At 67.1% G+C, this 19,548-nt stretch carries 19 protein-coding genes; 8 read left to right on the top strand and 11 right to left on the bottom strand.

Annotated features, from left to right (window positions below; genetic code table 11):
* Nucleotides 1–3 precede the first annotated feature (3 nt).
* Both AC1ME3_RS08280 and mutY read right to left on the bottom strand, forming a co-directional pair.
* Complete coding sequence (locus AC1ME3_RS08280) at nucleotides 4–1,356, bottom strand: serine hydrolase domain-containing protein (protein WP_480955595.1); 1,353 nt, start codon at nucleotides 1,354–1,356, stop codon at nucleotides 4–6.
* Nucleotides 1,353–2,402 (bottom strand): A/G-specific adenine glycosylase, encoded by a 1,050-nt coding sequence (gene mutY / locus AC1ME3_RS08275; RefSeq protein ID WP_480955594.1) that lies wholly within the window; start codon nucleotides 2,400–2,402, stop codon nucleotides 1,353–1,355. Before mutY ends, AC1ME3_RS08280 begins: the two co-directional genes overlap by 4 nt.
* 26 nt (nucleotides 2,403–2,428) lie before the next feature.
* Here mutY and AC1ME3_RS08270 point away from each other — a divergent pair, with 26 nt between their 5' ends.
* The 7 genes from AC1ME3_RS08270 (at nucleotide 2,429) to AC1ME3_RS08240 (ending at nucleotide 11,359) form a co-directional block, all read left to right on the top strand.
* On the top strand, nucleotides 2,429–2,992 hold the full coding sequence (locus tag AC1ME3_RS08270) for a DUF721 domain-containing protein (RefSeq protein ID WP_480955593.1): 564 nt from the start codon (nucleotides 2,429–2,431) through the stop codon (nucleotides 2,990–2,992).
* Nucleotides 2,992–3,657, top strand: a complete 666-nt coding sequence (locus AC1ME3_RS08265) for a thioredoxin domain-containing protein (protein WP_480955592.1) — start codon at nucleotides 2,992–2,994, stop codon at nucleotides 3,655–3,657. Before AC1ME3_RS08270 ends, AC1ME3_RS08265 begins: the two co-directional genes overlap by 1 nt.
* Before the next feature lie 26 nt (nucleotides 3,658–3,683).
* Entirely contained in the window at nucleotides 3,684–4,424 is a 741-nt protein-coding gene (locus tag AC1ME3_RS08260) for a thioredoxin domain-containing protein (RefSeq protein WP_132895431.1), read from the top strand.
* Nucleotides 4,425–4,771: 347 nt separating this feature from the next.
* Nucleotides 4,772–8,158 (top strand): chromosome segregation SMC family protein, encoded by a 3,387-nt coding sequence (locus AC1ME3_RS08255; RefSeq protein WP_480955591.1) that lies wholly within the window; start codon nucleotides 4,772–4,774, stop codon nucleotides 8,156–8,158.
* Between the two features lie 33 nt (nucleotides 8,159–8,191).
* Nucleotides 8,192–8,368 carry a hypothetical protein gene (locus tag AC1ME3_RS08250; protein WP_480955590.1) on the top strand — a complete coding sequence of 59 codons (177 nt, stop codon included), beginning with the start codon at nucleotides 8,192–8,194 and terminating at the stop codon, nucleotides 8,366–8,368.
* A 218-nt stretch (nucleotides 8,369–8,586) separates the two neighbouring features.
* Nucleotides 8,587–9,831: a putative DNA modification/repair radical SAM protein gene (locus AC1ME3_RS08245; RefSeq protein ID WP_480955589.1), complete on the top strand. Its 1,245-nt coding sequence runs from the start codon at nucleotides 8,587–8,589 to the stop codon at nucleotides 9,829–9,831.
* A gap of 142 nt (nucleotides 9,832–9,973) precedes the next feature.
* A complete protein-coding gene (locus AC1ME3_RS08240) occupies nucleotides 9,974–11,359 on the top strand; it encodes a UdgX family uracil-DNA binding protein (protein WP_480955588.1) in 1,386 nt (461 codons plus the stop codon).
* A 148-nt stretch (nucleotides 11,360–11,507) separates the two neighbouring features.
* Here the strand turns inward: AC1ME3_RS08240 and AC1ME3_RS08235 are convergent, their stop codons facing one another.
* Nucleotides 11,508–12,305, bottom strand: coding sequence for an aldo/keto reductase (locus AC1ME3_RS08235; protein ID WP_480955587.1), 798 nt, complete (start codon nucleotides 12,303–12,305; stop codon nucleotides 11,508–11,510).
* A gap of 80 nt (nucleotides 12,306–12,385) precedes the next feature.
* Between AC1ME3_RS08235 and AC1ME3_RS08230 the strand changes: the two genes are divergently transcribed.
* Nucleotides 12,386–13,018 carry a DedA family protein gene (locus AC1ME3_RS08230; protein WP_480955586.1) on the top strand — a complete coding sequence of 211 codons (633 nt, stop codon included), beginning with the start codon at nucleotides 12,386–12,388 and terminating at the stop codon, nucleotides 13,016–13,018.
* On the opposite strand, the gene AC1ME3_RS08225 is transcribed toward AC1ME3_RS08230, so the two are convergent.
* From AC1ME3_RS08225 to rsfS, 8 genes are all read right to left on the bottom strand, one after another.
* Entirely contained in the window at nucleotides 13,009–13,701 is a 693-nt protein-coding gene (locus AC1ME3_RS08225; RefSeq protein WP_480955585.1) for a DJ-1/PfpI family protein, read from the bottom strand. The genes AC1ME3_RS08230 and AC1ME3_RS08225 overlap by 10 nt on opposite strands.
* A 533-nt stretch (nucleotides 13,702–14,234) precedes the next feature.
* Nucleotides 14,235–14,753 (bottom strand): hypothetical protein, encoded by a 519-nt coding sequence (locus AC1ME3_RS08220; protein ID WP_480955584.1) that lies wholly within the window; start codon nucleotides 14,751–14,753, stop codon nucleotides 14,235–14,237.
* Between the two features lie 62 nt (nucleotides 14,754–14,815).
* Entirely contained in the window at nucleotides 14,816–15,352 is a 537-nt protein-coding gene (locus AC1ME3_RS08215; protein ID WP_056051676.1) for a demethoxyubiquinone hydroxylase family protein, read from the bottom strand.
* Entirely contained in the window at nucleotides 15,349–15,831 is a 483-nt protein-coding gene (locus tag AC1ME3_RS08210) for a disulfide bond formation protein B (RefSeq protein ID WP_120299750.1), read from the bottom strand. Before AC1ME3_RS08210 ends, AC1ME3_RS08215 begins: the two co-directional genes overlap by 4 nt.
* A gap of 20 nt (nucleotides 15,832–15,851) precedes the next feature.
* Nucleotides 15,852–17,240, bottom strand: coding sequence for a S41 family peptidase (locus tag AC1ME3_RS08205; protein ID WP_480955583.1), 1,389 nt, complete (start codon nucleotides 17,238–17,240; stop codon nucleotides 15,852–15,854).
* 283 nt (nucleotides 17,241–17,523) lie between these two features.
* On the bottom strand, nucleotides 17,524–18,696 hold the full coding sequence (locus tag AC1ME3_RS08200; RefSeq protein WP_480955582.1) for a murein hydrolase activator EnvC family protein: 1,173 nt from the start codon (nucleotides 18,694–18,696) through the stop codon (nucleotides 17,524–17,526).
* Nucleotides 18,697–18,699: 3 nt separating this feature from the next.
* Complete coding sequence (locus tag AC1ME3_RS08195) at nucleotides 18,700–19,122, bottom strand: 23S rRNA (pseudouridine(1915)-N(3))-methyltransferase RlmH (RefSeq protein WP_060526522.1); 423 nt, start codon at nucleotides 19,120–19,122, stop codon at nucleotides 18,700–18,702.
* Between the two features lie 18 nt (nucleotides 19,123–19,140).
* Nucleotides 19,141–19,548 (bottom strand): ribosome silencing factor, encoded by a 408-nt coding sequence (gene rsfS, locus AC1ME3_RS08190; protein ID WP_056061225.1) that lies wholly within the window; start codon nucleotides 19,546–19,548, stop codon nucleotides 19,141–19,143.

Genomic DNA, 19,548 nt, shown 5'->3' with positions numbered 1-19,548 from the left:
CGCTCATCGGCGCAACCTCGCCGCATCCTGGAGCAGCGCCGCGACCACCTGCTGGCGGAGCGGTATCCGGTCCGCCGGGAAGTAATTGACCATCACGTTGCCGCGCGAATGCTTGAGCGGATCGACCCAGGCGATCGTGCCCGCCGCCCCGCCCCAGGCATAGGTGCCCTTGCCCGGACCGTTCGGCGTCGTTTCCAGCACCACCGATCCGCCCGCACCGAAGCCCATGTTGCTGCCCTTCGTGCCACCGGTACCGCCGCTCACGCCGCCATAGGTCACGCCCGCCGGCAGCAGGTTCGACGTCGCCAGTGCGATCGTCTCCGGCTTCATCACGCGCACGCCATCAAGCGTGCCGCCGTCCTGGATCATGTGCAGGAACCGGTCGTAGTCGCGCGCCGACATCACGAGGCCGGCACCACCATACGGAAAGCTCGGCTTCTGGAGGAACACCGACGTCGCCGCCGGATCGAGCGGCGTCCGCGTGTCGCCGACGAACGCATAGTTGGTCGCCAGCCGCCCGACCTCGCTTTGCGGCACCTGCCAGAAACTCGACCGCATCTTGAGCGGATCGAACAATCGCGTCTGCACAAACCGCTCGAAGCTCATGCCGCTCGCGACCTCGATCACCCGCCCCATCACGTCGAGCCCGATCGAATAGCTCCACTTGGTGCCGGGGTCGGCGATCAGCGGCAGCGTCGCGACGCGGTTGGCGAACTCCTCGAGCGACTTCGGCCGGACGGGCCGCATCTTCTCTTCCATCGCCGCGCTGACCGACAGCGGCAGGATCCCGAGCCGCTCATATTCCTTGAGCAGCGGTCCCTTGGTGACGATCGTGTAGCCAAGCCCGGCGGTATGCGTCAGCAGGTTGCGGATCGTGATCGGTCGCACGGCCGGCCGCGTGGCGAGCGACGTATCGGGGCTGGTCGCGACCTTCATGTTCTTGAACGCCGGGATGTATTTGCTGACCGGATCGTCGAGGTTGAGCTTGCCGTCCTCGACCAGCATCATCGCCGACATGCCGGTGATCGGCTTGGACATCGAATAGACGCGCCACAGCGAATCGGGGCCGGCGGCCGGAGCATTCGGGTCGTCGCTGATCTTGCCCGCCGACGGGAACAACGTCGGACCGTCGCCGGCGCCGAACGCACCGACGATCCCCGGCATCTTGTCCTGCGCGACGTAGCTGTCGAACAGCGCGGACGTGGCAGGCAGCAGCGCGTTGACCGGGATCGTCATCCGCGGCGTAGGACGAGCCTGCGGGCTGACCTGCGGACGCGGCTGCGCCTGCTGGGCATAGGCCGTGGCGGCAGCCAATGCGGCAAGTCCGCCCGTCGAAATCCAGTGCACCAGTTTCATGCAGCTCTCCGTATGGCCTTACCGGCTTTGGCGAAAACGGTCGGGAGGCCGGCGGTATCCAGCTCGTCGATCGGCCACCATTCGCTTGCCGTTGGAACGCGGGGTTGATGCGCCTCGACCGTCGCCACCGCAAGCGTCAGTTGCAGATCGAAATGCGTAAATCCGTGCGCCACGGTGACGTCCAGCATCAGCCAATCCGCCTGCGCCGGCGCGTCATCGAAACCGGGGGGAACATCACCCCAAGGCCCGGTCGGAAACGCCCGCATCCCGCCCAGCAGACCCTTGTCCGGCCGCCGCACGAGCAACACCTGCCCGTCGCGCTCCAGCCAGAAGATCGTTCCGTACCGCTGGGGCTTTGTCGCCTTCTTCGCCTTCACCGGCAACCGCTCGGGCGCGCCCTGCGCAAAGCCCTCGCAAAACGCGCGGATCGGACACAGCAAACATTTCGGCGCGCGTGTCGTGCAGATCCCCGACCCCAGATCCATCATCGCCTGCGCGAAATCACCCGCCCGAGCATCCGGCGTGATCGAATCCGCCGCCACCCGAATCGCCGGTCGCGCAGCCGGCAAAGGCGTCTGAATCGCAAACACTCGCGCGACCACCCGCTCGACATTCGCATCGACCACCACCGCGCGCTCGCCAAACGCGATCGCCGCCACCGCTGCGGCCGTGTAAGCGCCGAGCCCAGGCAGCGCGCGCAGCTCCACCTCGGTCCGCGGAAACTCTCCGCCATGCTCGGCCACCACGGCCTTCGCCGCCTTCACCAGATTACGCGCCCGAGCATAATACCCAAGCCCGGCCCAAGCCGCCATCACGTCGGCATCGTCCGCCGCCGCCAGACTCGCGAAATCCGGCCACCGCGCCGTCCACGCCAGGAAGCGCGGCGTCACCGCGGCCACGGTGGTCTGCTGCAACATCACCTCTGACAGCCACACGCGGTACGGATCGACCGCCTGGCCCGGCTTCGCCCGCCACGGCAGGTCGCGGCGATGCGCGTCATACCAGTCGAGCAGGGCCCCGGAGACCGAAGAGCGCTTGGCGTTCACGCGTCGCCTATGGCATGGGTTCGCAGATGAGCAAGCCGCCCGTTTCTGTGCCTAAATCTGCGACGCCCAAGCCGGCGACGAAGCGCGTGAAAGGCAAGACCGATCCCGACGCCCCGCGTGAGAACCGCTCGCGCGCGGTCGCCGAGTTGTTGCCTGCGATCGGCGGCGCGGCATTCCGGCGATTCGGCTTCGTCCAGTCGTCGATCGTCAGCCGCTGGCCCGAGATCGTCGGCGCGAAACTGGCGGGCGCGAGCATTCCCGAATCGATCCGCTTCCCGGTCGGCAAGAAACAGGACGGCGTCCTCACCCTCACCGTCCGCGGCGCGCACGCGCCGATGATGCAGCACATCGCGCCCGAGATCATCGAGCGCGTGAACCGCTTCTTCGGCTATGCCGCAATCGTGAAGGTCGCGATCCGCCAGGGCGAGGTCGCCGCCCCCGTCCCACGCAAGGCGCCGCCTTCGATCCGCCCGGTCCCCGTCGATCTCGGTATGAGCCTGAAGGGCATCGCCGATCCGGAACTGCGCGCCGTCCTCGAATCCCTCGCCGCCGGCGTCGCCTCGACGCACGGCCTTCCCAGGATCACCTGATGCGCGTCCTTTTTGCCGTCTTCGCCCTCTTCCTGCTGACCGGCGCCGCACCCAAGCGCGACTGGTCGCAGACCGCGCGCATTCTCCCCTCGGGCGCCTACCTGATCGGCAACCCCGCCGCGCGCGTGAAGCTCGTCGAATACGCCAGCTACACCTGCTCGCACTGCGCCGACTTCTCGGTGAAGTCCGAACCCATGCTCAAGCGCCAAATGATCGCGTCCGGCTCGACCAGCCTGGAGTTCCGCCACTTCATCCGCGACCGGCTCGATCTGGCAGCGGCGATCCTCGCCCGCTGCACCGGCCCGAAAGGCTTCTCCGCCACCTCGTCCGCGATCTTCGCCGCACAGCCGCAATGGCTCGAGCGCGGGATCGAATACCAGCAGGGTAACGCCGCGCGCCTGAACATGTACCCCGCCGCCGCCCAGATTCGCGCCAATGCCGACGGCTCCGGCCTGACCGCGATGATCAAGGCGCGCGGGCTCTCGGACGCGGCGATCAACGCATGCTTTGCCAACCAGCCCGAGATCGACCGCATCGTCAAACTGACCGCCGACGCGCCGAAGGAGATCGACTCGACGCCGACCTTCTACCTCAACGGCAAGATCGTCCCGCACGTCGGCTGGGAACAGCTAGAACCCGCGCTCCGCAAGGCAGGCGCCCGTTAATTCACGTGATCCACTGGAGTAACAGCATGAAGTTCGTAATCGCCCTCGCCGTACTGCCGCTCGCGCTCGCCGCCTGCTCGAAGAACGATTCGACCGGTAACGTCGACCAGCCCGCCGCCGCGCCGGTAGCAGCCGCCGCAGCCCCCGCCGGCCAGAACTGGACCGAGACCGTCGTGAAGACCCCCGAGGGTTACCTGATGGGCAACCCCAACGCGCCGATCAAGCTCGTCGAATACGGCGCACGCTCGTGCCCGACCTGCGGCGCGTTCGGCCGCGAGGCGTACAAGCCGCTGACCGAGAAATACGTCTCGACCGGGAAGGTCAGCTTCGAATTCCGCGACTTCCTCGTCCACGGCGCACCCGACGTGGCGCTGACCCTGCTCGGCCAGTGCGGCGGCGTCGCGCCGTTCTTCCCGATCCTCGAGCAGATGTACGGCAACCAGATCGCCTTCCTCGACAAGCTCCAGGCGATGACCCCCGACCAGCAGAAGGCGCTCGCCAACCAGCCGCCGACGGTCGTCGCCACCAAGCTCGCCGAACAGATGGGCGCGATCGATTTCGTCAAGCAGCGCGGCATCCCGGAAGCCAAGGCGCGCGCATGCCTCGCGGATCAGAAGCAGCTCGAAGTGATGGCCAAGCCGACCGAGAACGCGATGCAGGCCGGCACCGTGACGGGCACGCCGACGTTCCTGATCAACGACAAGAAGCTCGATCAGGTCGTGAGCTGGGATCAGATGGAGAAGGCGCTGAAGGCGGCTGGGGCGTAAGGCACCTCCGCTTCCGGAGAGCATAGACGGCAACCTAACCCACTGCGCCACCCCGGCGGAGGCCGGGGCCCAGTTGGGGGACGTCGCTGATCAGCGCTGCGCTCTGTTACTGCCACCTCTCCAACTGGGCCCCGGCCTCCGCCGGGGAGGTGAAGTTTGGACTAGCGGCAGCTCCTTATTGTTCTCCCGCGAAGGCGAGTGCGGGGTTGTGCATGCCCCGCATGCACAAGGATCGTCCGGGGGACGATCCGACCCCGCACTCCCAGTCTGGGTCCCCGCCTTCGCGGGGAAACAACATCGCAACGGTCCGGGGTAAGATTCAACTTTAGTCGTCGGGGGGCGCAAGAATGCAGATCAAGCGCCTCCGCATCACCGGCTTCAAGAGCTTCGTAGACCCCGCCGATCTCCGCATCGAACCCGGCCTCACCGGCGTCGTCGGCCCGAACGGCTGCGGTAAATCCAACCTCCTAGAAGCGCTCCGCTGGACGATGGGCGAGGCCAGCGCGAAATCCCTGCGCGGCGCCGGCATGGAAGACGTCATCTTCGCCGGCACCGCCACCCGCCCGCCGCGCGACTTCGCCGAAGTCTCGATCCTCGCGGAAATAGCCGGTGACGAACGCGAGATCGTCCGCCGGATCGAACGCGGCGCCGGCTCCGCCTACCGGATCGACGGCCGCGACGTCCGCGCGAAAGACGTCGGCCTGCTCTTCGCCGACGCCGCCACCGGCGCGCACTCGCCCGCGCTCGTCAGCCAGGGCAAGATCGGCGCGGTCATCGCCGCCAAACCCGCCGACCGCCGCGCCATGCTCGAGGAAGCCGCCGGAATCGCCGGCCTCCACGTCCGGCGGAAAGACGCCGAGGGGAAACTCCGCGCCACCGAAGCCAATCTCGCCAAGCTCGACGAGATCATTGCCGACCAGGACGCCCGCGCCGCCACGCTGAAACGCCAGGCCCGCGCCGCCGAACGCTATCGCCTCATCTCCGCGCAGATCCGTGTCGCAGAAGCGCGCACATTGTTCGCCCGCTGGCGCGAAGCCGCCACCGCAGCCGATGCCGCCAAAGCCGAAGCCGCCGCTGCCGAAACCCGCGTCCACGCCACCACCGAAGCCGAGCGCACAGCCGCCGCAGACCAGCACCGCGCGATCGAAGCCGTCTCCACCGCCCGCACCGCAGCGCTCGCCGCGCGCGACATGGTCGGCGATCTCGCCAACCGCCTCGCCGCGCTCAAAACCGAGAAGGCCAGCGTCGAGCGCAGGATCGCCGACTTGACCGACGCCCGCGCCCGGATCGCCGACGACCGCGCCCGCGAAGGATCGCTCGCCAGCGACGCCGCCGCCGCGCTCGCCCGCCTTGCCGACGAGGCCAAGACGCTCGACACAGCGATCGCCGACGCCACCGCCGCGATCCCCGACCTCGACGCCGCACTCGCCGAAACCGAACGTCGCGCCCGCGACGCCGAAGTCGCGCTCGCCCAGGCGCTCGCCACGCAAGCCCGCGACGCCGCCGAAGTCCGCGTCGCCAGCGCCGCCCTCGCCGCCGCTCGCACCCGCGCCGATCGCGCCGATCGCGATGCCACCCAGATCGCCGCCGCCCTCCGCGCACTCGGCGACGCCGCCCCGCTAGCCGCCCAGCGAGAAACCGCCGCCGAAGCCCGACGCGCCGCAACCGCCGCAGCAGAATCCGCCCGCCAGGCCATCACCCAGGCAGACACCGACGAAGCCGCCGCGACCAGCGCGCGAGACGCCGCCGAAACCGCTCGCGCCACCGCCCGCGCAGACCTCGCCGCGATCGACAGCGAAGTGACGGCGCTCACCAAGGCAACGCAGCGCAGCGGCCGCGACCGGCTGCTCGACCACGTCTCCGCCAACATCGGCTACGAACACGCGCTCGCCGCCGCACTCGGCGACGATCTAGACACCAACCTAGACGCATGGGCCGGCGCCAAGCCCCGCGAAGACGACCCCGCCCCACCAGCCGACGCCGAACCTTTGGCAAAGCATGTCGAAGCGCCCCCCGCCCTCGCCCGCAGGCTCGCGCAGGTCTTCGTCGTCGACACCGACGGCCAGCAACACCTCGCCGTCGGTCAGCTCATTGTTACCCGGCACGGCCAACTCCGCCGCTGGGACGGCTTCACCGCAACCGGCACCGGCGCGGCCGCCGCCGAACGCCTCGTCCGCCGCAACCGCCTCGCCGCACTCCAGGCCGCCCGCCCCGCTGCGGCCAAAGCGCTGGACGAAGCAGAACGAACGCGCGCCGCGATCGACGAGCAGATCGCCCAGGCTAGAGGCCAGTCGCAAACCGCCCGTGCCGCGCTGCAACGCGCCGAAACCGCCACGCGCGACGCCGTCCGCCAGGAAGACCGCGCCGCCGCCGCGCTCGAACGCCTCGCCACCCAGCGCGCAGACCTCGACGCCCGCGCGCACCGCATCGCCGACGACGTCGCCGACGCGCACGCCGACCGCACCCGCGCCGAAGCCGCGATGGCCGCCGTCCCCGACGGCACCGCCAACGCGCGTCAGGTCGCCGCGCTTCAATACGACGCCGAAAATGCCCGCGCCGCCGTCGCGCAGGCCCGCGCCGATCGCACGACGCTCGACCGCAGCATCGCCACCCACCGCGAACGCCTGTCCGCCGCCCAAGCCGACACCCGAAGCTGGCGCGCGCGCGCCGGTGAAGCCGCCAAGCGCATCGCCGCCATGGACTCGCGCGAAACCACGCTCGGCACCGACCTCGCCGCGATCGCCCCTCGCCCCGCCGCCCTCGACGCTGAAATCGAGACGCTCGACGCCGAACACCAACACGCGCGCACAACCGCCGACGCGCTCCTCGCCACCGAACGCACCGCCGAAACCGCCGCCCGTACCGCCGACGACGCCCACCGCGCCACCACCGAAGCGCTCGCCGTCGCCCGTGAAGCCCGCGCCGGCGCGATCGCCCGCGTCGAAAACCACGAAGCGCGCCGCCTCGATCTCGGCCGCCTCTCGGGCGAACGCTTCCAATGCCCCGCCCCGGTGCTCCCCGAACGCCTCGGCTTCGCGGTCGCCGACGTCCGCGCGCCAGCGGAAGAGGCCGCCACGCACGATCGCCTCGCCACCGACCGCGAGCGGATCGGCCCGGTCAACCTCGTCGCCGAAACCGAACTCGCCGAACTCGAAGATTCCGCGCGCGGCAACGCGGTCGAACGCGACGAACTCGGCCAAGCCGTCAACCGCCTGCGTGGCTCGATCGGCACGCTCAACCGCGAAGGCCGCCAACGCCTGCTCGCCGCGTTCGAAGCCGTGAACGGCCATTTCCAACGCCTCTTCACCACGCTGTTCGACGGCGGCGCCGCGCACCTCGAACTGATCGACTCCGACGACCCGCTTGAAGCCGGCCTCGAGATCATGGCGCAACCACCCGGCAAACGCCTCCAGTCGCTCACCCTGCTATCCGGCGGCGAGCAGGCGCTGACCGCAGTCGCGCTGATCTTCGGCCTGTTCCTCACCAATCCCGCGCCGATCTGCGTCCTCGACGAGGTCGACGCGCCGCTCGACGACGCCAATATCGAGCGCTTCTGCGACCTGCTCGACCGGATGTCGCGCGACACCGACACACGCTACCTCGTCGTCACGCACAACGCCGTCACGATGAGCCGCATGCACCGCCTGTTCGGCGTAACGATGATCGAACGCGGCGTCAGCCGGCTGGTCTCGGTCGACCTACAAGCCGCGACCGGACTCATTGCAACGGCATAGGGAGACAATCCCCGTTCGCGACGTTGACCCTCGATGTTCCTCGACGAATCCTGCATCTGGCCGCGCAAGGAGGACCTGCCTCCCCGCAAGCCCGTGTATCGGCACGAGAAGGCGCTGACCCGCCTGATCTTCGTCTATCTCTTCCTGTTGCTGCTCCTGCCCGTGAGCCTCGGCGGCATGGTCGACCTGATCCGCTATCTGTTCGGCTGACTTTCGGGTGTCCTACACAACCCGATCCTGCCACCGTCGTGAATCCGCAATCGTCCACGTCTGGGCCTAAGTACAGACATCGGAAAAATGCTCCCAGCGTCTGCACTTTGTGCACTTCCAGCATCGGGGCCGACCCGAAAGGTGGCCAGTACAACGACATAGCGACAAGTTGATCTCCATCACTCGACACCCCTTTTCGCGGAACGTAAGACGAACGAATGGCCCAACTCGACACCCGTGAAAAGCTCGAGATCCTCGCCGACGCGGCCAAATACGACGCGTCGTGCGCGTCGTCGGGCACGACCAAGCGCAATTCGAAGGACGGCAAGGGGCTCGGCTCGACCGAAGGCATGGGCATCTGCCACGCCTACGCGCCCGACGGCCGCTGCATCTCGCTGCTGAAGATCCTGCTGACCAACAGCTGCATCTTCGACTGCCATTACTGCATCAACCGCAAGAGCTCGAACGTCCGCCGCGCCCGCTTCACGGCGAAGGAAGTGGTCGATCTCACCATCGCCTTCTACAAGCGCAATTATATCGAGGGCCTGTTCCTCTCGTCCGGCATCATCGCCTCGTCGAACTACACGATGGAGCAGATGGTCGAGGTGGCGCGGAGTTTGCGCGAGGATCACCATTTTCGCGGCTACATCCACCTCAAGACGATTCCCGACGCCGATCCCGAACTCGTCCACCAGGCCGGGCTGTACGCCGACCGCGTCTCGATCAACGTCGAACTCCCGACCGCGAACGGTCTGAAGCGCCTTGCCCCCGAGAAGGACGGCGTCCGTATCGAGACCGCAATGGCTGAGGTGAAAGCCTCGATCATCGACGGCAAGGACGCCAAGGCCAAGTACAAGTCGGCGCCGAAGTTTGCCCCGGCCGGCCAGTCGACCCAGATGATCGTCGGCGCAGACGCCGCGACGGACGGCGACATCGTCCGGAAGGCGTCGACCCTGTACGACCGCTTCGGCCTGCGCCGCGTGTATTATTCAGCGTTCAGCCCGATCCCCGATGCGAGCTCCGTCCTCCCGCTGCAACGCCCGCCACTGATGCGCGAGCACCGACTCTATCAATCCGACTGGCTGATGCGCTTCTACGAGTTCCAGCCGCATGAGGTGGTAGCCGCCGCCGACGACGCCACCGGCATGCTCCCGCTCGACATCGACCCCAAGCTCGCCTGGGCGCTCAAATTCCGCGGATCGTTCCCGGTAGACGTCAACCGCGCCCCCCGCGAAATGCTCCTCCGCGTCCCCGGACTCGGGGTGAAGGCCGTCAACGGCATCCTCACCAGCCGCCGCTGGCGCCGCCTGCATTTGGCGGACATCGCCCGCTTGACCGTGTCAGTCGCCAAGCTCCGCCCCTTCATCATCGCCGAAGACTGGCGCCCGGTAGCTCTGGCGGACAAAGCCGAACTCCGACCCATCGTCGCCCCAAAACCCAAGCAGATGGAAATGTTCGCGTGACGCCGACGCATTCCTCCCCGGCACGGGGAGGGGGACCGCGACGCGCAGCGGCGGGGTGGAGGGGGCTCGCCACCACCGTTACGCTCGTGGAAGCCCCCCTCCACCAGCTTCGCTGGTCCCCCTCCCCGTGCCGGGGAGGATTATGCGCGTCGTAACCCTTTCCGAACCCGACGACTTCGACGGCTGGCGTGACGCCGCGCGTGGCCTGATCGCCGAGGACGTCCCCCCCGACGACGTCGTCTGGCAAGTTGGCGACGAACCCGTCGACCTGTTCGCAACCGTAGCGGACCCCGCCCCCGCCCCGCCCCCCGGCGCGTTCTCGGTCCCCCGCGCCTTCATCGACCTAGCCCGTAGCGCCATCCTCGGCAGCGACCCAGAACGGTTCGCCCTGCTCTACACGCTGCTTTTCCGCCTCCGCCGCGAACAAAAACTGATCGAGGACCGCGCCGATCCGCTCGTCCGCCGCCTCGACCGAATCGCCAAGGACGTCCGCCGCGACATCCACAAGATGCGCGCGTTCCTCCGCTTCCGCGAAGTCGAGGAGGACAGCACAACGCGTTTCGTCGCGTGGTTCGAGCCCGACCACCACATCGTCCGCGCCAACGCCGCGTTCTTCGTCAACCGCTTCGCCAGCATGCGCTGGTCGATCTTGACACCCGAAGTCTCGATCCACTGGGATGGCAAGGCGCTCACCGAAGGCCCCGGCGCGAGCAAGGCCGACGCGCCCGACGGCGACCCGACCGAGGAAGTCTGGAAAACCTATTACGCCAGCATCTTCAACCCGGCACGCGTCAAGATCGGCGCGATGTTGAAGGAGATGCCGAAGAAATACTGGAAGAACATGCCCGAGACCGCGCTGGTGCCGGGCCTGCTGGCGGCGGCGCAAGCGAGGGAGAGCGGGATGATCCAGAAAGCGCGCGACACGGTCGGCGGCAACAGCCTGATCGCGTGGGAAGCATTGCGCGACGAGGCCGCCGGCTGCACCCGCTGTCCGCTCTACAAGCCTGCAACGCAGACCGTGTTCGGCGAGGGACCGGTAGACGCACCGCTTATGTTCGTCGGCGAGCAACCGGGCGACCAAGAGGATATCGCCGGACGCCCATTCGTCGGCCCCGCCGGCCAGATGTTCGACAAGGCAATGGCCGAAGCCGGCGTCGACCGGTCGCGTGCCTACGTCACCAACGCGGTGAAGCACTTCAAGTTCGAACAGCGCGGCAAACGGCGGAATCATGCCAAGCCCGGGGCGGGCGAGATCGACGCCTGCCGCTGGTGGATCGAGCAGGAGCAGATGCTTATCAAGCCAAAAGTAACCGTGGCGCTAGGCGCGACGGCGGCGAGATCGCTGTTCGGGAAGGTGATGACGATCGGCCGTGAGCGTGGCCGGGCGTTGCAGTTGCCGGATGGCGGCGAGGCCTGGATCACGGTTCATCCAAGCTATCTGCTAAGGCTACCCGATCCAGCGCAGGCGGCGGAAGAGTATGCGCGGTTCGTCGAGGACTTGCGGACGGTCGGCGGCCGGATTGCTTGATCACCGAACGAGCAAACTACACGCTCCCTATCTCCGTCATCCTGACGAAAGTCAGGATCCAGAGGCGAATAGCGCAACGCCCGTTACCCTGGTTCCTGACTTTCGTCAGGATGACGAACTTCTCAGTTGAGCCGCCACTTCATCCTCATCACATGCTGTTCGGCTCAGGTCCCAAACGCCCCGCCGGATCGTCGAGCGCTTCAATCGCGGCCATGTCCTCGTCATCCAGTGTCAGGTCGAGCGCTGCGAAATTGTCCGCCAGATGCTCTGCATCGGATGCCTTCGGGATGACCGAGAAGCCGTTCGCCAGATGCCACGCCAGTATAACTTGTGCCGCACTGCGACCGTGCTTGTCCGCAATCCGAACGATGGCGTCGTCCTGCAAAACCGTCTTGCCCTGCCCCAACGGGCTCCAGCTCTGCGTCACGATGCCATGCGCTTCGTGATACGTGCGCTGTTCGCGCTGCTGGAAGTTCGGGTGGAGTTCGATCTGGTTTACCGCGGGTGTCACGCCGGTCGCCGCCACAATCGCGTCAATATGCTCGGGCAGGAAGTTCGACACGCCAATCGACTTGGCTTTCCCGGCATCGCGCAGCGCGATCATCGCCTTCCAGGCTTCGGCATACTTGTCCTGCTTCGGCACCGGCCAGTGCATCAGGTACAGGTCGACCGACTCGACACCGAGTAGCGCAAGGCTCTCGTCCATCGCTGCCTCGGCGTCGCCTTGACGATCGTTCCAGAGCTTGGTCGTCAGGAACGCATCCGAGCCTTTATAGCCATCGCCGACGCCGCGTTCGTTCTCGTAGATCGCCGCGGTATCGACCAGCCGGAAGCCGATATCGAGCCCGGAGCGGACGATTGCCGCGGCCTGGCTGTCGGGAATCTGCCACGTACCCATGCCGATCTGTGGCATGGTGCAGCCGTCGTTGAGTGTGAGATCTGTCATGCCGCACCAGCGAACGAAGCGCGCGGCGGTTCCTCTTTAGGGCTTCCCTTCGTCGCCCGGTTCGCGCAATCGACCGACCCATGTTCGAAAAGATCCTGGCCGTGCTGGCCACCTTCACGATCGGCGTCATCTCGTCGGGTGGCTATGTCGGCATCGCGCTGCTCATGGCGATCGAGAGCGCGTGCATCCCGCTGCCGTCCGAGATCATCATGCCGTTCGCTGGATATCTCGTATCGACCGGGCGGTTCGACTTGTACCTTGCCGCCACCGCAGGGGCGATCGGGTGCAATCTCGGCTCGGTCGTCGCGTATGAAATCGGCAAGCGCGGCGGGCGGCCGATGGCCGAGCGGTGGGGCCGCTATCTGCTGATCGGACCGGGCGAGCTCGATGCGGCGGACCGGTTCTTCGCACGCTGGGGCTCGATGGCGGTGCTGATCGGCCGCCTGCTCCCCGTTATCCGCTCGTTCATCGCCTTCCCCGCCGGTGTCGCGCGGATGAAGCTGGTGCCGTTCCACGTCTACACGTTCATCGGGTCTTGGCCGTGGTGCTTCGGGCTTGCGTGGGTCGGCATGAAGCTCGGCGACAAATGGGACAGCGATCCGCGCGTGAAGGCCGCGTTCCACAGCGCCGACCTGCTGATCGGCGTGGTCCTGATCGCGCTGGTCGGCTTCTACATTTGGCACCGGGTGCGCGGGCTGAAGCGTCACTCGTAACCACGGAGCTTTGCTAACGCGCGCAGATCGTCGTCGCGCGTAGGAACGATCGACTGCATGCGGCGCTGATACGCCGCGACGATCTCGGGACCGGCCTTGGCGGGTGAACCGCTGTCGAATGGCGGCGCGGGGTCATATTCCAGACCGAGTTGCACTGCTCGAGCATGGGCTTCGCCGCGGATCATTGCGGTCAGGGTGAGGGCGAAGTCGATCCCCGCGGTCACGCCGCCACCGGTCACGCGGTTGCGATCGACCACGGTCCGCGCGTCGACTGGGATGGCGTTGAACAGAGTCAGCATGTCGCGTTGCGCCCAGTGGCAGCCGGCGCGGTAGCCATCGAGCAATCCCGCCGCGCCGAGGATCAGCGAGCCGGTGCACACGCTCGTGACCCACGTCGCTTCGGCCCCGACCGTCTGGACCCACGCCATCGCCTCGTCGTCGGCGATCACGCCGTTTATGCCGAAACCGCCGGGCACGCAGAGAATGTCGGCATGAAGCACGTCCGCAAAGGTCGCGGTCGGCAGGATCGAGAAACCGGCGTCGGTCGGGACCGGCTCCAGCGTCTTCCAGACAAGATCGAGCCGAGCGTTGCCGAGCCGCGACAGAACCTGCGCGGGGCCGGTCAGGTCAAGCTGCGTCACGTTCGGGAACAGCAGGAAGGCGATGCCCAGCGGTTTGGTCATGTGATTGCTCCTTGCGATAGGTTCTTACGATCGAGAATCGCGACATCGCTCGGAATCGCCTTAACTCGCTGAAAAACAGCGCGAGTCCCGCACCGTGCAAGGACCACGCTCGCCCGAAGTGCAGAAAGTACAGACGCTGGCGCAGCATTTTCCCTGTGCCCGACGCACCGTAGGGGGCGGTTTGAGCGAACGCGCTTCGGATGGCTGCCGACCTCATTCGCGCATCATGCCACTCCATCCCCCTGTAGGACAGTTACGTCTAAAACAGCACGCGCGGGTGTCAGGCGAACAGCCACGTCCCGAGCATCAGCGCGGTCATGACGGCGGCAAGAAGAATTGCAGAGTAGGCGAGAAGTTTTTTTCGTAACCATCGACGCGGATCGGGCGCGGACGGTTTTTAATTTCCGGATGTTAGCCCTTCCGTTTGCCCCCTTTTGTGCGCCAGGGGACGGTAAGCGGTGCGAAAAGCCGACCCACCCCTGCCCCCCCTTTTAGGGAGGGGGGAAGTAGAGGCGCTGCCGCTTACGACCGCTTTATGGGAGGACGGGGACTTCTGCCGCGCGCGTCTTGTTCTCCAGGCGCGATTCCTTGACGCGCTGGTTGAAGCAGCCGGAGGCGCCGCCGGGGCCGACCGCGGAGCAGCTGCCGATCGTGTTGACGCCGACGCCTGCGTCGAGCGTTCCCTGTGCCTTAGTCGCCCAGCTGGCATTTTCGGGAGTCACGACGAACTCGCGGAGTTCCTTGGGGACTCGGTACTGCTCCTGCGCGCTGCGGCGGACGCAGACGACGATTTCCTCGCCGTTCTGGTTGGTCGGGCAGCGCTCGTTGCCGAATAGCGTCAGGACGCCGTTGACAGGCGCACTGCGCGAGACTTCGCCGGGGGCCGAAATCGGCTTCGACTTGCCGGTAGCGCCGGGCAGAGCCGGGGCCAGCGTGGGTCCCTTGGCGGGTATCTGCGCCAGCGTTGGCGGCGCTACGGGGCGAGCGGATTGCGCCGTCTGCGCCGCAACGGGTCCAGCGACGAGTAACGCCGTCGCAAAAAGCATCTTCATACGCATCACTCCCACAATCCGTACTTCAGTCACTGGCCGTATCTCATTGTATCGGCCGCATCTCAGATCCGCTTGGCGGTCGCGATCGCAACCTTGCAGCCGAGCCGGATCGCAGCACTCAATACCGGATAGCCCGGCGTCTCTTCCGCCCCCGCAGCGATCGCGGTCGCCTTGTGCTCGAGTTCCTCGGCCTGGAAATCGAGAATGGCTGCCGATAGCTCTGGGTCGCTGGCGCCAAGCTGAACGAGCTGTTCCTCGTAATGCTTGTCGATCTCGGTCTCGACCGCCGCCGTGCACGCCATCGCCGCGCGCGGGCTGATCGCCGCGGTCACCGCGCCAAGCGCGAAGCCAGCAACTTTCCAAATCGGCTGCAGCACGGTCGGCCGCACGCGGCGATCAACGATCATCTTGTCGAAGAAAGCGCGGTGGCGTTCCTCCTGCTGCGCCATGTGATGGATCGAGCGCGACGCCGGGTGGCGGTCGCCAAGCACGGCCAACTGACCCGCATAAATGCGGATCGCGCCGTACTCGCCGGCCTGGTCGACCCGGATCATTGAGTCCGTCGCCCGCTTGGCGTCTCCTGGCTTCCAGCCGCTCATCTCGTCTTCCTCATGAGTGCGAATATGGTGAACGCACCGACCAGGGAAAAGATGGCGTTGAAGCCGGCGAGCGAAATACCGAGTAGCTTCCACTGCGGCGAATCACAGCGCACCATCGGCGCGTTCATGATCGCAGCGAGGCGCTCGGCGGCGGTCGTGCCGGCCATCGAGACGGTCGTGGTGCAGGCGGTGAAGCCGTTCCACCAATGATATTCGACGCCCGCATGCGCGACGCCGATCAACCCGCTGAGCCCGATCAGCAACCCCGCGATGATAACCAGCGACGCGCGCAGCGACCGGCCGGGGACGAAGAACGTCGCGCCCGCGATCAGCACCGCGGAATAATGCGGCCAGCGCTGCCAATGGCACATTTCGCACGGGTACAGCCCGCCGAGATATTGCGAACCGAGCGCGCCGAGCAGCAGGAACGCCGGCAGCAACAGTGCGATGGCGCGCGCGATCTCTTCGTTCTTGGTCATGCCCAACCCGCGACGCACACTCACTTGGTGGGCGCCTTAGTGGTGTCAGTGGGATCAGGCTTGATCGGGCGCGGCTTGGTCGCGGCGGCGACCTGCGTTGCCCCACCGAGGCGCGCGACAGTCTTCAGCGCGTAATAGAGCTGGAAGTCGTCGATCCCCTGTTTCTTCAACTGGTCGGGCGTCTGCGAGAAGCGCGGATCGGTCTTGGTATCCTCCTCAAGCACCGCGTTGTCGGCCTTCACCTCGTTGATCAGATGCTTGCGCAGATCGGCCTCGCGGAACACCGGGCGCGACTTGTAGTCGGGATCGGTGAGCTGCGGCACCTTGATGTCGGGCTCGATCCCGCCCTCTTGCACCGACCGGCCTGACGGCGTGAAGTAGCGCGCGGTGGTAAGACGCAGCGCGGTCTCGGGGCCAAGCTGGAGCACGGTCTGGACCGAGCCCTTGCCGAAGGTGCGCTCGCCCATGATCAGCGCGCGGTGATGATCCTGGAGCGCGCCGGCGACGATCTCGGAGGCAGACGCGGTGCCGGGATCGGTGAGGACGACGACCGGCAGGCCGTGCGCGTCGTCACCGGGCTTGGCATAATAACGCTCGATATCGGTCTTCTCGCGGCCGCGCTGCGAGACGATCTCGCCATGATCGAGGAACGCGTCGCTCACCTCGATCGCCTGGGTCAGCAGTCCGCCGCCATTCTCGCGGAGGTCGACGACATAGCCGAGCGGGCGGTGGCCGAGCGACTTGTCGATCGCCATGATCGCCGCGCGGGTATCGGCGCCGGTGTTCTCGCTGAAGGTGTTGATGTTGATATAGCCGACGTCGCCGCGAACTTCCCATTTCACCGGCTTCTGGACGATGATCTCGCGCATCATCGTCACCTCGAGCGGCTTGTCGCGGCCGGGGCGGACGAGGCCGAGCGTGATCTTGCTGCCAGGCTTGCCGCGCATCTTGCCGACTGCCTCGTCGAGCGAATCGCCATAGATCAGCTTGCCGTCGATATGCGTGATGTAGTCGCCGGATTTAACGCCGGCGCGGGCAGCGGGGGAATCCTCCTGCGGAGCGACAACCTTGATCGCGCCGTCCTCCATCTGGACCGTGAGGCCCAGGCCGCCGTAATTGCCCTCGGTCATGATCCGGAGATTCTCGTAGTCGAGCGCGTCGACGTACGAGCTGTGCGGATCGAGGCTGGCGAGCATGCCCTGGATCGCGCCTTTGATCAGCGTCTTATCATCGACCTTGTCGACATATTCCGCCTTCACGCGGTTGAAGACGTCGAGGAACTGGTCGAACTCGCGGTACGTGTCGGTGTCGACTGCCGCCATCGCCGAGGTGGCCAATGGGATCAGCGTCAGCGCGCCGACGATGGCGGTCACGGCAAGGAACGGGGTACGCAGTATAGGACGAAGCATCGATGGTCCTGCAACCTGAGAAAAGACGTGTCGTACGGTCGTGACGGCGTAGCGTAGCGGAACGCTGGCGGCAACGCGCGGAGCAAAGCGAGGCCGGGGTTAATGGTGGCTGACTGGGGGGGCGCTTTCGATCCTCCCCCGCAAGGGGGAGGTGTCGCCGAAGGTGACGGAGGGGGAGGACACGGAACAGCGGCTGCCCCTTCCTCCCCTCCGTCTGGCAAGGGGCAGCCACCTCCCCCTGGCGGAGGAGGATCGAAGCATGGCCGCCCGTTCTATCAGCCGATCAGCGCGATCCTATCAACGCGGCGACATCAACCGGGCGACCCCGGCGGCGGAGTTCGACGGTGATGCGCGGGTCTTGGCGGGGGGCGGTGCCGAGCGGGGCGCCCATCGTGACACGGTCGCCGGGCTTTGCGGAGGTTGCCGCGAGGCCGGTGACGAGGCTGGTCCAACCATCGGCGTGGTCGACGATGACGATAACCCCGTAGTCGCGAAAGCGGCGGGCGTAGTGGATCGTCCCTGTAGCAGGCGCGACGACGCGCGCACTGGGAGCGGTGGCGAAGGTCAGGCCGCGCGATCGGACTCCCGCGTCCGAGACTTCGTCGAAACCGGTGACGAGCCTGCCCGCTACCGGCATGCGGTACACGCCGCTCGGTGGCGCCGGGGGCGTGGTGCCGGGCGCGATCGGGCGGGGGATCGGACCGGCGAGCGCGATCAGGCTGGCTGCGGTCGCCTTGGCGTTGGTGGTGGCGGCCATCCCGTCGACCAGATCGCGCGCGCGTTCGCCGAGCGCCAGCGCGCGGTCGGACTCGCTGAGCGCGCCGCGGCCGAGCGACTGGCTGCGCTTGCGATGACGCGCCTCCAAGGTGGCCAGCGCGATGCGATCGTTCTCCAGGCGCGCGCGGCCGTCGGAAAGCGCCTTGGCGGCAAGCGTGGCGCTGGCTTGCAGGCGACGTGTTTCGGCGAGTTCGGTGCGGACGGCTTCGGTGCGCTGGCGGACGACGGGCAAGGCGCTGCCGAGGACCGCGCGGACATGGACAAGGTCATCGACCGATCCCGGCTGCGCAACTGCGACGATAGTCGGGCGGCGGGCGAGCGATTCCAGCGCGGCGAGCAGGCGTGCGACGGGCGCTTGCGCGCGGCCGAGCTTGGCGCGCTGATCGGACAGCAGGCGCTCGACGAGCGTCACGCGGGCGCTGGCGGTGGCGAGGTTCGCTCCGGCAGCCGTCACGCGGGCGGCTAAAGCCTGCTCCTCGCGGCGCGCCTTGTCGGCGGCATTGCGTTCCTGAGTGGCCGCGGCGGCGAGTTTGGCGGCGCGGGCGGCGGCGAGCGCGGCGTCGCGCTTCGCCGCAACGAGGCGTTGCTGCTCGGTCGCCAGTTCGGGCGCGTCAGTCTGTGCGGCTACCCCCGCCGCCGCGAACAGCGCCGCGATCGCCAAGACGCCCCCTGCCCTCATGCATCACCCTTCGCGGTGATAGGGGTGGTTGGCAAGGATGCTGGTGGCGCGGAAGAGCTGTTCGGCAAGCATCGCGCGGGCGAGCAGATGCGGCCATGTCGCGCGGCCGAACGAGAACAGCAGGTCCGCCTCGTCGCGTGCCGCGTCGTCGAAGCCGTCGGCCGCGCCGATCATGAACCGCGCCTCGCGGACGCCGTCGTCGCGCCATCGTTCGAGCTTCTGCGCGAACTGCGTAGACGACAGCGTTTCGCCCTTCTCATCCAGCAGGATGCGCTTGGTCTGCTCGCCGACGAGCGGAATCTTACCGCCGGTGTCGGGGAGCTCGCTAACCTTGGTCGGCCAGACGATCCTCTTCAGATAGCGGTCAACGAGGTCGGCCTCGGGCGAGCGCCCGATCCGACCGCGGGCGACGATGTGGAGCAGCACCGCCGCCTCGAAGTCAGTTTAGTCTTCGTCGGTGAAGGTCGGCACGGGCGGTGGCGCCGGTGCGTCGCCGAATGCCCACATCCGCTCCAGATTGTAGAAGCTGCGGACTTCGGGGCGGAACAGGTGGACAATGACGTCGGTCGCATCAATCAGGACCCAGTCTGCGGTCGGCAGACCTTCGATCTTCACCGGGCGCTTGAACTCGGCCTTGATCCGCTCGGCCAGCTTCTGTGCCATCGAGGCGACCTGACGGGTCGAACGACCGCTGGCGATCACCATATAGTCGGCGATGCTGGTCTTGCCCGCGAGCGGGATCGAGATGGTCTCGACCGCCTGGTCGTCGTCGAGCGACGCGAGGATCAGGCGATGCAGCGCCTCAACCTCTTCGGGGTCGGTCGCGCGAGGGGCAGTAGGGGAAGTGGCCAA

The sequence above is a fragment of the Sphingomonas sp. BL2 genome (assembly GCF_056680015.1).
Note: the sequence above shows the minus strand (reverse complement) of the source record. Positions and strands in the feature narration are given on the sequence as shown.

Coding starts and splice junctions, on each gene's coding strand:
- AC1ME3_RS08205 (WP_480955583.1), bottom strand. CDS start 17,240: ATGCTTCGTCCTATACTGCGTACCCCGTTCCTTGCCGTGACCGCCATC.
- AC1ME3_RS08225 (WP_480955585.1), bottom strand. CDS start 13,701: ATGACCAAACCGCTGGGCATCGCCTTCCTGCTGTTCCCGAACGTGACG.
- AC1ME3_RS08240 (WP_480955588.1), top strand. CDS start 9,974: ATGCGCGTCGTAACCCTTTCCGAACCCGACGACTTCGACGGCTGGCGT.
- AC1ME3_RS08230 (WP_480955586.1), top strand. CDS start 12,386: ATGTTCGAAAAGATCCTGGCCGTGCTGGCCACCTTCACGATCGGCGTC.
- AC1ME3_RS08255 (WP_480955591.1), top strand. CDS start 4,772: ATGCAGATCAAGCGCCTCCGCATCACCGGCTTCAAGAGCTTCGTAGAC.
- AC1ME3_RS08215 (WP_056051676.1), bottom strand. CDS start 15,352: ATGAGCGGCTGGAAGCCAGGAGACGCCAAGCGGGCGACGGACTCAATG.
- AC1ME3_RS08235 (WP_480955587.1), bottom strand. CDS start 12,305: ATGACAGATCTCACACTCAACGACGGCTGCACCATGCCACAGATCGGC.
- AC1ME3_RS08220 (WP_480955584.1), bottom strand. CDS start 14,753: ATGAAGATGCTTTTTGCGACGGCGTTACTCGTCGCTGGACCCGTTGCG.
- AC1ME3_RS08280 (WP_480955595.1), bottom strand. CDS start 1,356: ATGAAACTGGTGCACTGGATTTCGACGGGCGGACTTGCCGCATTGGCT.
- AC1ME3_RS08265 (WP_480955592.1), top strand. CDS start 2,992: ATGCGCGTCCTTTTTGCCGTCTTCGCCCTCTTCCTGCTGACCGGCGCC.
- AC1ME3_RS08250 (WP_480955590.1), top strand. CDS start 8,192: ATGTTCCTCGACGAATCCTGCATCTGGCCGCGCAAGGAGGACCTGCCT.
- AC1ME3_RS08260 (WP_132895431.1), top strand. CDS start 3,684: ATGAAGTTCGTAATCGCCCTCGCCGTACTGCCGCTCGCGCTCGCCGCC.
- AC1ME3_RS08200 (WP_480955582.1), bottom strand. CDS start 18,696: ATGAGGGCAGGGGGCGTCTTGGCGATCGCGGCGCTGTTCGCGGCGGCG.
- AC1ME3_RS08210 (WP_120299750.1), bottom strand. CDS start 15,831: ATGACCAAGAACGAAGAGATCGCGCGCGCCATCGCACTGTTGCTGCCG.
- AC1ME3_RS08270 (WP_480955593.1), top strand. CDS start 2,429: ATGAGCAAGCCGCCCGTTTCTGTGCCTAAATCTGCGACGCCCAAGCCG.
- AC1ME3_RS08245 (WP_480955589.1), top strand. CDS start 8,587: ATGGCCCAACTCGACACCCGTGAAAAGCTCGAGATCCTCGCCGACGCG.